At 41.9% G+C, this 13,426-nt stretch carries 9 protein-coding genes and 1 pseudogene; 8 read left to right on the top strand and 2 right to left on the bottom strand.

Annotation, left to right across the window (positions count from 1 at the left end):
* Positions 1-215, bottom strand: a pseudogene (locus BMX11_RS20540) (IS1182 family transposase); the annotation flags it as partial.
* Between the two features lie 510 nt (positions 216-725).
* Complete coding sequence (locus tag BMX11_RS20545; protein ID WP_090888219.1) at positions 726-1,160, bottom strand: hypothetical protein; 435 nt, start codon at positions 1,158-1,160, stop codon at positions 726-728.
* An 849-nt stretch (positions 1,161-2,009) separates the two neighbouring features.
* Here BMX11_RS20545 and BMX11_RS20550 point away from each other — a divergent pair.
* From BMX11_RS20550 to BMX11_RS20585, 8 genes are all read left to right on the top strand, one after another.
* Positions 2,010-2,459 (top strand): protein-disulfide reductase DsbD N-terminal domain-containing protein, encoded by a 450-nt coding sequence (locus BMX11_RS20550; RefSeq protein WP_090888221.1) that lies wholly within the window; start codon positions 2,010-2,012, stop codon positions 2,457-2,459.
* 8 nt (positions 2,460-2,467) lie between these two features.
* Positions 2,468-4,129 carry a protein-disulfide reductase DsbD family protein gene (locus tag BMX11_RS20555; protein ID WP_090888224.1) on the top strand — a complete coding sequence of 554 codons (1,662 nt, stop codon included), beginning with the start codon at positions 2,468-2,470 and terminating at the stop codon, positions 4,127-4,129.
* A gap of 165 nt (positions 4,130-4,294) precedes the next feature.
* Positions 4,295-5,455 carry a cysteine desulfurase family protein gene (locus BMX11_RS20560; protein WP_090888227.1) on the top strand — a complete coding sequence of 387 codons (1,161 nt, stop codon included), beginning with the start codon at positions 4,295-4,297 and terminating at the stop codon, positions 5,453-5,455.
* A gap of 6 nt (positions 5,456-5,461) precedes the next feature.
* Complete coding sequence (locus tag BMX11_RS20565; protein ID WP_090888231.1) at positions 5,462-6,265, top strand: sulfite exporter TauE/SafE family protein; 804 nt, start codon at positions 5,462-5,464, stop codon at positions 6,263-6,265.
* A gap of 23 nt (positions 6,266-6,288) precedes the next feature.
* The gene (locus BMX11_RS20570; RefSeq protein ID WP_090888235.1) at positions 6,289-7,680 is read left to right on the top strand and encodes an MBL fold metallo-hydrolase; all 1,392 of its coding nucleotides are present in this window, start codon (positions 6,289-6,291) and stop codon (positions 7,678-7,680) included.
* A gap of 50 nt (positions 7,681-7,730) precedes the next feature.
* Complete coding sequence (locus BMX11_RS20575; RefSeq protein WP_090888238.1) at positions 7,731-10,274, top strand: zinc-dependent metalloprotease; 2,544 nt, start codon at positions 7,731-7,733, stop codon at positions 10,272-10,274.
* Between the two features lie 705 nt (positions 10,275-10,979).
* Positions 10,980-12,266, top strand: a complete 1,287-nt coding sequence (gene kynU, locus BMX11_RS20580) for a kynureninase (RefSeq protein WP_090888241.1) — start codon at positions 10,980-10,982, stop codon at positions 12,264-12,266.
* A 37-nt stretch (positions 12,267-12,303) separates the two neighbouring features.
* A complete protein-coding gene (locus tag BMX11_RS20585) occupies positions 12,304-13,257 on the top strand; it encodes a tryptophan 2,3-dioxygenase family protein (RefSeq protein WP_090888244.1) in 954 nt (317 codons plus the stop codon).
* Positions 13,258-13,426: the final 169 nt, after the last annotated feature.

Below are 13,426 nucleotides of genomic sequence, written 5' to 3' on the forward strand. Positions count from 1 at the left end.
AGATTTTCAAGATAACCTACCAGCATCAGTTTTATAAAAACAACAGGGTCAATACTTTTTTGTCCCTCATCACCATAATAATTAGAGGTGGCTTTATACATAAAGCTAAAATCAATAAGATCTTTAAGTCGTCGGTAAATATTGTCGGCAGGAACGGCATTTGACAGCTGGAAACTTACAAATAGTTTTTCCTGAAAGTGTTTCTTCCCTTGCATGTTTCAAAATATTAAGAAATAACAAAAAAATAAAGTTAAGTTATCAACCCTTGTTAGTTGTGCAACGGCCACTCAAGAAAAAGGTAACCAAAAATCAAAGCTTGCATCCTTTCTTGGATATGAGCATCCAAATGCCATTAGCGGCAATAAGAGGCTTAGGCATACACTTTAGGCCAGCCCTCGCTGCTTATTCCCTTGGATAGAATGTACCCGCTTTGAAACTGCAAGCATTCAAATACTCCTATCCGGCGAAATGCTGCTAGGCCGGAGGAGTGCTTGGGAAAGGAGGGTTATGTTTGAACGGTAGTTAGCATTATGCATACCACTTTTCTAGTTGTAGCGTCTCACCTACATTCCTTCTCCTTCAGGAAAGGGATTGCGTTTGCTTTGCCAGATTACTGGCTTTGATAGGCTGAGGTACTTAAATTTTCTTCTATGGTTTATATGGTTGGAATTATTACACCTAACTCCTTTTTCTTGGCATCATAACACATAACATCTAACCCAACATTACCCTTTCTTAGCCATTTTAAGCGTTACCGGATCGGCATTCGCTGCAGAACTTAATTTGAGAATTCCCTTTACCGCTACAGGGTCTTTAGAGAAGGGGATCGGCTCTGCCATTTCTACCAATACCATCATGGGTACTCCATTCTGACCACAATAAAAACACTGGTTTATGGGAAGTGAGGCCAGCATAAAACGACTTTGTTTTTGTCCCACCCTAATGGGGATCATGAAACCTTCCAATCTGAATGGACGGTTCTCGTACTTTTTAATACTTTCTGAGAAGGACACAGTTGTTCCACCATCCTTTACATATTTCGTTTTAACCGTACCAATAATATCCCATTCCGCAGATTCGATCATATCGCTGGGATCATGTTGGGCGTAAACGCTACTAAACAGTAGCAGAGAAAAGAAAACTAAAATAATCCGCTTCATAATGAAGGGCCAATATACAAAAATACCAGCCAGCGTCTGGTTTTCAGGTTTGAAAACTTATTCTATTTTAAAATCCGTCTTGCTAAATTTGTTTCAGCATCATTGATGAATTAATTCGGCAAAGCTAATAAGCTAAATATTAGCCACGGAAACACGGAATACAAGGAAGTTTTGGAGTGGTAACTACCCCGCCAAAAAACGGGCTATCCCACCCCTCCTTGAAAAAAGCAGGAGAGTTTTGAGATTGCGAAACTGAGCTGGTGCCTATCTGATCACTATCTCCTTTTATGGCTTGTACTTATAATTTCTTAAATGGCTTATATGGTTAAACTTTTCACGATATCACCCAATCGTAATCGTCTTGCTGAACTTGGTTCAGCATCTTTAAAATAACGCCCTGACATAAATTTAGGGTAACGAAAGTGCTAAAGATTTAATTCGTTAGAGAAAAATCAAGGGGCCTGAACATCCATTACAGGCCCTCTTTTACATTAACTAAAGTATTCAATGTTTTCAGAGGTATACGAATATAAACAAACCCACTGAATTTTAATATTTTATCACAAAAAATTTGTTCCTAAATTTTTACCAACTGGAACTGCACTTTCACAAAATCGATAAATGTTAACGATAACGGCATCATCTTTCCCCATAATCGTTTCCTTCCTGGCCCAATAATTACCCGCCTCTTCCGAAAAAAAGTATAAACTAAACTTCAAAAGACTTCAGTTTCCATAAAAAACCAAACAAAAACAGTAAAAAATAAAATTATTTACAGCAAAACCACCTATCCATTGACATAAAACACAGCATTGCAGAGATTTACAAAATAATCAACTAACAACCGCAATGAGAAAATTACTAACCGCATTATGCCTGGTGTCACTTTCCTACTTCAGTGCCCAGAGTCAGATATTGAAACCAGTTACCTGGTCTTATGCTGCAAAAAAAACCACGCCAACAACCGCCACACTTTACATTAAGGCAACTATCGATAACGGATGGCACTTGTATTCGCAATATGTAAAAGATGGAGGCCCCGTAAAAACAACTTTCAGTTTCCCCGCAGCTAAAGGTTATTCACTGGTAGGTAAATTAACAGAGCCTAAACCCATCACCAAATATGAATCGACCTTCGGTATGGACGTAAGCTATTTTGAAAAATCAGTGATCTTTCAGCAGAAAATCAAGCTTAATGCGAAAACAGCTACCGTAAAAGGAAAGGTAGAATTTATGGTATGCAACGACAAGCAATGTCTTCCACCAGAAGAAGTTGAATTTAACATCGCAGTTAAATGATAAGATATATGAGATTATTTAAGACTTTCTCTTTTGTTATGCTGTTAACCTGCGCATTATCTGTATCCGGGTATGCGCAGGACAGCGTGTCTACCGACGACCTTCAATTTACGGAGATTACCACCTCAGAAGTAAAGGATACGATTGTTAAAACACAAGATACCGCTAAAGTAGCTCCTGTTACAACCCAACCGCAGCAAACCTTAAAAACTGAGCCTAAGCAAGAGAATCAAACCCTTTGGGGTATATTTTTGGCTGGCTTTGTAGGAGGGCTTGCCGCACTACTCATGCCCTGCATCTTCCCTATGCTCCCATTAACAGTTAGCTTTTTTACCAAGGGAGCAGAAAAAGGAAAAGCTTTCTCAAAGGCTGCCCTATACGGCTTCTTTATTATATTGATTTATGTAGTATTGGGGCTTTTGGTAACCATTATTTTCGGCGCTGATGCCCTCAACAGTCTATCAACCAATGGGATATTTAACTTTTTCTTCTTTTTACTGCTGGTAGCTTTTGCAGCATCGTTTTTCGGTGCCTTCGAACTGACACTCCCTTCCTCCTGGGCAAATAAGATGGATGCCAATGCAGATAAAGGGGGTACAGCCGGTCTTTTCTTTATGGCCGGAACGCTTGCACTTGTTTCCTTCTCTTGTACCGGACCTATTATTGGCACTTTATTGGTTCAGGCGGCTACCACAGGCGCATTATTGGGCCCAGCCATTGGCATGTTTGGCTTTTCATTGGCGCTGGCCATACCATTTGCCTTGTTTGCGCTTTTCCCTTCTGCCATGAACAAGTTACCAAAATCTGGTGGCTGGTTAAACAGTGTAAAGGTTGTACTGGGTTTTCTGGAACTTGCTTTTGCCTTAAAATTTTTAAGCAATGTTGATTTGGCTTATCACTGGGAGTGGTTCGACAGAGAACTGTTCTTGTCTTTATGGATCATTATCTTCGGATTGATGGGCATTTACCTTTTAGGAAAGATCAGGTTTTCGCACGATAGCCCATTGGCATTTGTTTCGGTACCGAGGGTATTTCTGGCTACGATTGTGCTTTCCTTTACCGTATACCTCATCCCAGGATTGTGGGGAGCACCACTAAGATCAGTATCTGCGTTTTTACCTCCACAAGAGACTCAGGACTTTGACCTCTACACCAGCAGTTTAATTGGTGGGACAGCTCCAGCAAAAAGTACCTCAACAGGCCCCCATAAATATGCCGACAAATTCCATGCACCTTTAAAGCTGGATGCCTATTTCGACTATAACGAAGCACTTGAACAAGCGAAAAAGCAACACAAGCCTTTGTTAATTGATTTCACCGGCCATGCCTGTGTAAACTGTAGAAAAATGGAAGCCAATGTTTGGCCAGATAAAGCGGTTTACAAGATGATTAGCCAGGATTACATTTTGGTGCAGTTATATGTTGATGACAAGTCTGAACTGGCCCCGGAAGATGTGGTTACTACCCCAGAGGGGAAAACCCTCACTACCATTGGAAAAAAATGGAGCGATTTACAGGCCCGAAAATTTCAGTCTAATTCTCAGCCCTTTTATGTGCTCCTGGATCCTGAAACGGAAAGCCCCTTAACTACTCCACAGGGAGCTGATTATGAAATTGCCAATTATAAGAAATTTCTGGAAGCAGGTCTTACCGCTTTCAGTTCAAAATAAACAGGTGTTTAGAAGTTATCACCTGCTTTAGTTTATTAGTTAATGATAATTATGGGCATTACCGGATGGTATGCCCTGATTTTTAATTTGAAATGTCCCCATTGAAAAATGGAAAAAAGCTTAGGACAACAAATGGGTTAAAGCTAAACCATTTACCATAATCATATGAACGAGATAATTTACCTTGATAACGCTGCCACCACATCATTAGATCCAATAGTATTGGATACTATGCTACCTTATATGAGGGAGCACTATGGAAATCCTTCTTCCTCATATTCTATTGGAAGAACCAGCAAAGCAGCTATTGAATCTTCGAGAAAAAAGGTTGCAGACCTTTTGGGTGTAAAAACCACTACAATCTATTTTACCAGTGGCGGTACGGAAAGTAACAATACAGCCATTGCCACCGCAGTAAAAACATTGGGCTGTACCCATATCATCACCTCTGCTATCGAACACCATGCTGTACTCAACACCGTTGAGCATTATTGTGCCGATAACATAGTAACCTGCTCTTTTGTTAAGCTTAATGAACATGGTGAGGTAGACTATCGCGACCTGGAAGAGCAACTACAAAGTAAATCGAACGCTGGAATAAAGTGCCTGGTGAGCTTAATGCACGCCAATAATGAAATAGGAACCTTACTGGATCTTAAAACGGCAGGTGAAATCTGTAATCGTTATGGAGCGATATTCCATTCCGACTGCGTTCAAACCATAGGACATTACCCTATCCAATTGAAAGAATACGGCGTACATTTCGCCTCAGCCTCAGGGCATAAATTTCATGGCCCAAAAGGAACCGGAATACTTTACGTAAGCGAAGGAACCCGGATTACCCCTTTAATTCATGGAGGTGGGCAGGAAAGAAGGGCCAGAGCCGGGACAGAAAATGTACACGGCATTGTGGGCTTTGCTAAAGCACTGGAACTTGCTGTAAATAACTATCTTCCCGATCAAATTTATATCAGCACCTTAAACAGCACCATGCGTGATGGTCTGTTAAAGCTATGCCCTGAAATTACCTTTAACAACGGTGAGCAATCGTTATACACCGTACTAAGCGTAAATTTCCCTGGAAATGTTGGAACAGACTTACTCTTGGCACAACTTGACCGTGCAGGAATATGTGCCTCAGGCGGAAGTGCATGTAGCAGTGGAAATGAATATGGCAGTCATGTTATTACCGCTTTAGGCATTCCTCAAAAGGGAGCTACACTACGCTTTTCTTTCAGTAAACTGACCAAAATCAGCGATATAGATTTTGCATTGGAAACCCTTGCAGAAATCCTGAACTATGCTAAAGCAAACCAAGCCCTGTAAGAGATAATGGAGGTCGTTGGATATCTTTCTACCTTACTGATAGGGCTTTCCCTCGGACTAATGGGTGCCGGGGGAAGTATATTAACGGTACCGGTTATGGTCTATTTTTTCCGTTTGGAGCCTGCTTCGGCGGTGAGGTATTCTCTTTTTATTGTTGGATCTACCAGTGCTGTTGCCAGTATCCCCAAATACCAGAAAGGAGAGATATTACTGAAAAAAGGGATCATCTTCGCCTCCATATCCATCTTAATGGTATGGCTGATCAGAAGCTTTGTTATTCCTGTTATTCCTGCTGTTTTATTTCGCAGCAATAGCTTCACGCTCACTTTCGGTACGCTGAGCATGATCATCTTTTCTTTGCTCATGATTTTGGCCGCCAAAACGATGATAGGACCGAAAGTTGACTGCATTGCCGATAAAATAGAAAAACAGACTTCTATTTCGGTGTTAATTGGTTGTGCCGTGGCAACAGGAATACTAACTGGACTTTTAGGTGCCGGTGGCGGTTTTTTGATTGTTCCTGCACTCACCCTATTCTTTAATCTGGATATTAAAAAAGCTGTTGGAACCTCCCTGTTTATCATCTCGCTGAATACCATATCTGGCTTTATGACTGACATGCACATTGGAGGTATCGACTGGATATTTCTGATGGTTTCTGCCGGCCTGGCCATTTTAGGCGCTTTTACGGGACAGCGGATCTCCCATTTATTTAACACCAAACAACTCAGGTTATGTTTTGGGTGGTTTATTCTCGTGTTAGCAGTTATCATTCTTGGTCTGCAAACCGTAGCACTGGCCAGCCCTTAAATCTATCCCTTAACACGCATCAGATGAAAATAAAACAACTTTACGAAAAATGTCTTTCACAAGCCTCTTACTATATCGAACACAATGGTGAGGCGGTAGTTATTGATCCGTTGAGAGACGTTAATGCCTACATTGAACTGGCAGAACGTGATCTTGCCAAAATTACCTATATATTCGAGACTCATTTCCACGCCGATTTTGTAAGCGGCCATTTGGAGCTTGCTGCCAGAACGGGAGCAACAATTGTAATGGGGCCAGGTGCCGAAACTGCCTTTCCAAGCCATCAGGCACGCGATGGAGAGAAATTTCGCATTGGAGGAGCCACGCTCGAACTGTTGCACACCCCAGGGCATACACTTGAAAGTTCGTGTTTCCTTCTTCGTGATGAAAATGGGCTGGAAAATGCAGTTTTTACGGGAGACACCCTTTTTCTGGGTGATGTAGGCAGGCCTGATCTGGCACAATCGCCAGACAAGAATATCAGCCAGGAAGATCTGGCAGGGATGCTTTACGATTCTTTGAGAGCAAAAATCCTTCCCCTACCCGATCATACCATTATCTACCCGGGCCACGGTGCCGGCAGTGCCTGTGGAAAGAACATGAGCAAAGAAACCGTAGGCGATCTCGGCTCACAAAAAATGACCAACTATGCATTGGCTGAAGATCTTTCGAGAGAAAACTTTATCGCAGAGCTCTGCAATAACCTTGCTGCCCCACCTGCATATTTTCCCATGAATGTGGATATGAATGTTAAAGGCTATCGCCTCCTGGACGAGGTGCTTAACGAGGGGATGAAGCCATTATCGCCCTTAGTATTTAAGAAGCGTATGCGTACTCCGGGAACCCTGATATTAGACACCAGAAAACCCGATGTATTTGCAACTGGTCATATTGCCGGCTCCATAAACATCGGCCTTGATGGCAGCTTTGCCCCATGGGTTGGTGCATTAATCCCCATCAAACAGGAAAGCATCTTGATTGTTGCCGAGCAGGGTCGTGAAACTGAAGTAATCAGGCGTCTTGCCCGCATAGGCTATCATCAATGCGATGGCTACCTGAGCGGAGGCATCAGCGAGTGGAAAGCTTTAGGTGAACCCGTTGAAAGCGTTGAAAGTATTTCTGCTGCTGCTTTTCAAAGCCTGCTATCTGATCATAAACATGGAGTAATTGATGTGCGTGCCGGATCAGAGTACCATCAGGGCAATGTGCCCGAAGCGTTGCACATCCCGCTTGATCAATCTGTTTATACTGACAACCGGATAGATAACAACAAAGACTACCTGGTGTACTGCGCCGGAGGCTACCGGTCTATGATCTTTATTTCTTTGCTTAAGGCGAAGGGTTTTAACAAACTAATTAATATTGAAGGTGGCTATAATGCAATAAGGCTGGCAGCAGAGAATAGCCATCAATAAACAATCAACCATACCTCGATTATCACATCCTAAACATACAAATTTTTAAAATGAAAAAAACCACATTAATGACCATGGCGGTGGCACTTTGTTGCCTAACTGCGATTGGGCAGAACAGGCCGAGACCAACGTCTCCAGCTGGTGCCCCGCAGAGCTCCAATACACCCCCTGCTGCTGGTCCAAACGCGGTTAACCGTCCGCCATCAACAGGCCCAAAGGCTTACAAACAGGTGATTACAGAAAAAGCGATTACGCAAAAAGGGTTATTTAATGTCCACAAAGTGGAGGAGCGATATTTCCTGGAGATCCCTGACAGTTTATTGGGAAGAGACATTCTGGTTGTTAACCGCATCTCCAAAGCTGCTGCCGGTGTACGTGCCGGTATGACCGGTTATGCCGGAGATCAGATTGGCGACAATGTGATCCGTTTTGAAAAAGGCCCGTCTCAGCGCATTTTCCTGAAGAGCATTTCTTTCAGCGAACGCGCAACCGATACACTGGGCATGTTCAGTTCGGTACTCAATTCATCACTTCAACCTATTGTTGCCTCATTCGACATCAAAGCTTTTCATCCCGATTCACTGAAGAAAACAAACGCATCGGTTATTGATGTTCAGGACTATTTTAATGGAGACAATGATATCTTTTTCTTCGATAGTGGTACAAAGCGCTCACTTTCATTGGGGAATGCCCTTCCAGATCGTTCATACATCCAGGAGATTAAGGCTTTTGACGGAAATGTTGAGGTTAGAACCGTAAAAACCTATATGAAAATGCCTTCGCAGCAGCCAGGGCCTCAGCAAGGGGCAACTGGCCCTTTAACCTATGAGTTAAACAGCTCGATGGTTATACTGCCTAAAACTCCTATGAAACCCAGGTATTTTGATCCGAGAGTGGGTTACTTTGCCACGGGTTATGTAGATTTTGATGCCAATCCACAAGGCGTTAAGCGCATTTCTATGATTACGAGATGGAGACTGGAGCCCAAACCTGAGGATCGTGAAAAGTACCTTAGAGGCGAATTGGTAGAGCCGGCCAAACCCATCATTTTTTATATTGATCCGGCTACTCCAAAGAAATGGGTACCTTACCTGATACAAGGGGTAAACGACTGGCAGGCCGCCTTCGAAAGAGCAGGTTTTAAAAATGCAATCATGGCCAAAGAAGCTCCAAAAGACAAAAACTGGAGTATTGATGATGCCAGCCATAACGCCATTGTGTATAAACCTTCAGACATTCCGAATGCCTCTGGCCCACACGTGCACGATCCTCGAAGTGGAGAGATTATGGAAACACATGTTAACTGGTACCACAACGTAATGAGCCTGGTAAGAAGCTGGTATACCATTCAGGCCGCAGCCATTGATCCCAGAGCAAGAAAAACAACCTTTGATGACCAACTAATGGGTCAGCTGATCAGGTTTGTTTCTTCTCATGAAATTGGTCATACACTGGGTCTTCGCCATAACTATGGTTCATCATCCACTGTGCCTGTAGAAAATCTACGCAACAAAGTATGGCTTGAAAAGAATGGACATACTCCTTCAATTATGGATTATGCACGTTTCAATTATGTGGCACAGCCAGAAGACAACATTACCGAAAAAGGAATTTTTCCACGCATCGGAGATTATGATATGTGGGCAATTGAATGGGGTTATAAATGGATGCCTCAGTTTGCAACACCAAAGGATGAATCTGCTTACTTAAGCAAATGGATCATTGACAAAACCAGTTCAAACAAAAGGTTATGGTTCGGAACTGAAACAGATCCAAGTGACCCAAGATCTCAAAACGAAGATCTGGGTGATAACGCCATGTTAGCGAGCAGCTACGGGATTAAAAACTTAAAAAGGCTTTTACCGAATATCATCACCTGGACCAGGGAACCGAATACCGACTACAGCGAAGCAAGATCGATTTATACCGAGCTTGTTAACCAATATGGGCGATATATGGGGCATGTAACCAAAAATGTAGGCGGTATTTATTCCTCTCCAAAAACGGTAGAGCAAAGTGGAAAACAATTTATGAATGTGCCTGCTCAGCGCCAGCGCGAAGCCGTATCTTTCTTAAACCGCGAACTTTTCAGCACCCCGAAATGGCTTATCAACCAAAACCTTATCGCTGAAGCGGGCGTAGATCCTGTAAGTTCGATCAGGAATGTACAGGGAACTACACTGGCCAGACTGCAAAACCCCACTACCTTAATGAAACTGATCAATGCAGAAGGTACATCAAGCACACCAACGTATAAAACACAAGATCTTTTCAAAGATTTAAGAACGGGAATCTGGTCTGAGCTGAATACGCACAGTACAATCGACCTTTACAGAAGAAATCTTCAAAAATTATATGTAGAGAATCTGGCCGCTTTAATGAAATCACCTGCTGCAGCACCTACCGGAATGCCTCAAGCCGGCCCTCGTCAGATCGACCCAACCTTGTACGACATCTCGAGCATAGCCAGAGCAGAACTGGTTAGTTTGAAATCAGCCATTACCAAAGCTATTCCTGCATCCAGCGGAATGAGCAAGTATCATTTGCAAGATATCTTAGTTCGCATTAATGGATATCTGAAAAAAGAGGCGTAAAAATTAAATTTCTTACTCAATTAACTACTTATATTCAAAGCTTCGGAAACAATTGTTTCCGGAGCTTTTTAGTTTTAGTAAAAAAGTTGTGGGTTATAAGTAGTAAGTTGTAAGTCTGGTTGCCATCTTAACTCTGCGTACTTAGCGCTTTTCTTCCTGAACTCTGCGGTTAAATGGGTTGCGTGTTGAAGGTTGTGGGGCTAAAGTTGTACGTTATAAGTAGTAAGTTGTAAGTCTGGGTGCCATCTTAACTCTGCGTACTTAGCGCTTTTCTTCCTGAACTTTGTGGTTAAATGAATAACGTGCGGAGTCAAAAACATTAAGAAATTAAGGACATTAAGAAAATTTCACAATTAAAATATATTCCTTACATGGATTATATGGTTAAAACTTAAAATAAACGCTATCTCTGTGTGCTTTGTGTGAAAACTTTGTGCCCTTTGTGGTTAACTGAGTTCGGTTTACATCTCTTATGATTAAACACAAACCAACATCTAAAATTTGTCAAACAAAAATTTTAATCTTAAATTAGCACCATATCAATGGTAAATATTTTAAAAAATATCATCAACAGACCTTCCTAGTTTAGGCAATTCCTGAATGGTTGCTCCTTTCTGCAACTTTTACCAAACATTTTCATTTCACCTATTCCTGGCGATAGTTTTTTTAACTAGCGTTACTTTTCATTGCAACTCATTTTAAAATATGATTTTTGAGAACAATTTGGCATTTGCCCAAAATATGGATCAACAGGATCCGATGAGGCATTTAAGAGACGAGTTTTTCTTTCCACAACAAAATGGAGCACCCTTCATTTACTTATGTGGAAATTCGCTCGGCTTACAGCCTAAAACAGCTAAAAAATACATCGACCAACAGCTTAATAATTGGCAAAACCTTGCAGTAGAGGGTTGGTTCGAAGGCGATACCCCATGGATGTTTTACCATAAAGCACTTAAGGATTTGATGGCCCCTATTGTAGGTGCCAATAGCCAGGAAGTTTCTCCAATGAATACACTTACCGTAAACCTGCACTTGCTGATGGTGAGTTTCTACAAACCAAAAGCACAAAGGTTCAAGATCATTATGGAAGCTGGTGCCTTTCCTTCTGATCAATATGCGATTGAAAGTCAGGTAAGGTTTCATGGTTACGATCCCGAATCGGCCATAATCGAAGTAAAACCCAGAGCAGGAGAATATACCTTAAGAACCGCAGATATTTTAGCTACCATAGCAGATCATGGAGATGAAATTGCCTTAGTACTTTTTGGTGGAATCAATTATTTTACTGGTCAATGGTATGATATGCCTGCCATTACCAAAGCAGGGCATGAAGCAGGTGCTATAGTAGGTTTTGATTTGGCCCATGCGGCAGGAAATGTTCCGCTGCAATTGCATGATTGGGAGGTAGATTTCGCCTGTTGGTGTTCTTACAAATACCAGAACTCCGGACCAGGTGGCATAAGTGGTATTTTTGTGCATGAAAAGCACTTTAAAGACAGCAGCCTTAACCGCTTTGCTGGCTGGTGGGGCTATCAGGAACAACAGCGCTTTAAAATGGAAAAGGGATTTATCCCCGAGGCTGGCGCAGATGGCTGGCAAGTCAGTTGTACACAGGTCATCCCCATGTCGCTGTATTATGCCTCGCTGCAAATCTTTGAAAAAGCAGGTTTTATCTCTCCATTAAGGAAAAAAAGTAAAAAACTCACTGCTTACCTCAGCTATATCATTAAAGAAATAAATAAAGAACTGGGTGAAGAGCAGTATCAAATTATTACACCAGAAACGGAAATGGACCGCGGTGCCCAACTTTCAATTATTGCAAAACATAAGCCTAAAGAGATCTTCAAATCACTGATGGATAACAACATCCTTGGAGATTGGCGAGAGCCCAATGTGATCAGGCTTAGCCCCGTTCCTTTATACAATAGTTTTGAAGATATCTTCACCGCAGGATTGATATTGCTGAAAGTAAGTAAAGAGCTGATCTAGATTTCAAAACAATAGCATTTAAGTAAATAACAAAACAATGGAACTGACACCTGAAATTACCGATCGTCTCCAAAAGCTTGAGGAAAAATTTTCTGCAATGGGCCAGGATCTCAACGCCTATCTTGATGGTTTGCTATATGCAGATTACCTCACTTATTGGGATTACATACACCTGGACACCTTATTGAGCCTTCAAACGCCCAAAACGCCCTTCCCTGATGAGGAAATTTTCATCATGTACCACCAAATTACCGAGTTGTACTTTAAACTGACCCTTCACGAGTGTAAGCAAATTACACAACATCCTGCGCTTACAGCTGATTTCTTTACCTCCAGATTAAAACGGATAAATGCCTATTTCACTGCATTGGTATCTTCTTTCGATATCATGGTAGACGGGATGGACAAATCACAATTCCTTAAATTCAGGATGTCGTTGTTGCCTGCAAGTGGTTTCCAATCGGGGCAGTATCGCATGATTGAACTATACAGTACAGATTTGATTCAACTGGTAGATCAAAGTAAAAGAGAAGAACTGAGAACTGCTTCAATACAGGATCAATTTGAAAACCTGTATTGGAAATCCGGTGCATCAGAATTATCAACCGGAAAGCAAACCCTCACCTTAAAACAGTTTATTGCCAAATACGCAACACAGTTTTTTAAACTGGCTAACGATAACCAGGAACTTAATTTTGCAGCACTTTATAGAACACTTGCTGCACAAGGACAAGATGTAAGGGAATTAGAGGAAGAATTGCGCAAGCTTGATCTTTTTGTCAACGTAGAATGGCCACTCTCTCACTATAAATCGGCGGTGAGATACCTGGAAAAAGACCCTAAAGATATTGCCGCCACAGGCGGAACCAACTGGCAAAAGTACCTCCCTCCACGTTTTCAGAAGAGAATTTTCTTCCCATTTCTTTGGACAGATGAAGAAATGGAGCAATGGGGAAAAACCTGGGTAAAAAATGTATTAAAGAACTATTAAAACTGCCGTAACCACGCCCCTAACCGCTAATTTGTTTAGTTGGTTAGGGGTTAGGTGGTGAGTTGGTTATAAGCCAAAAAACCATTCTCCACCCTCTCAACTCCTAACTTGTTTAGTTGTTTAGAGGCCAGGTGGTGAGTTGGCTATGCATCCAAAACTCCAATCTCCA

This window comes from Pedobacter rhizosphaerae (assembly GCF_900111155.1).
GTDB lineage: Bacteria > Bacteroidota > Bacteroidia > Sphingobacteriales > Sphingobacteriaceae > Pedobacter > Pedobacter rhizosphaerae.

What these genes read in the sequence shown, in the direction of transcription:
- BMX11_RS20545 (WP_090888219.1), bottom strand. Translation starts at nt 1,160, where the DNA reads ATGAAGCGGATTATTTTAGTTTTCTTTTCTCTGCTACTGTTTAGTAGC.
- BMX11_RS20550 (WP_090888221.1), top strand. Translation starts at nt 2,010, where the DNA reads ATGAGAAAATTACTAACCGCATTATGCCTGGTGTCACTTTCCTACTTC.
- BMX11_RS20555 (WP_090888224.1), top strand. Translation starts at nt 2,468, where the DNA reads ATGAGATTATTTAAGACTTTCTCTTTTGTTATGCTGTTAACCTGCGCA.
- BMX11_RS20560 (WP_090888227.1), top strand. Translation starts at nt 4,295, where the DNA reads ATGAACGAGATAATTTACCTTGATAACGCTGCCACCACATCATTAGAT.
- BMX11_RS20565 (WP_090888231.1), top strand. Translation starts at nt 5,462, where the DNA reads ATGGAGGTCGTTGGATATCTTTCTACCTTACTGATAGGGCTTTCCCTC.
- BMX11_RS20570 (WP_090888235.1), top strand. Translation starts at nt 6,289, where the DNA reads ATGAAAATAAAACAACTTTACGAAAAATGTCTTTCACAAGCCTCTTAC.
- BMX11_RS20575 (WP_090888238.1), top strand. Translation starts at nt 7,731, where the DNA reads ATGAAAAAAACCACATTAATGACCATGGCGGTGGCACTTTGTTGCCTA.
- kynU (WP_090888241.1), top strand. Translation starts at nt 10,980, where the DNA reads ATGATTTTTGAGAACAATTTGGCATTTGCCCAAAATATGGATCAACAG.
- BMX11_RS20585 (WP_090888244.1), top strand. Translation starts at nt 12,304, where the DNA reads ATGGAACTGACACCTGAAATTACCGATCGTCTCCAAAAGCTTGAGGAA.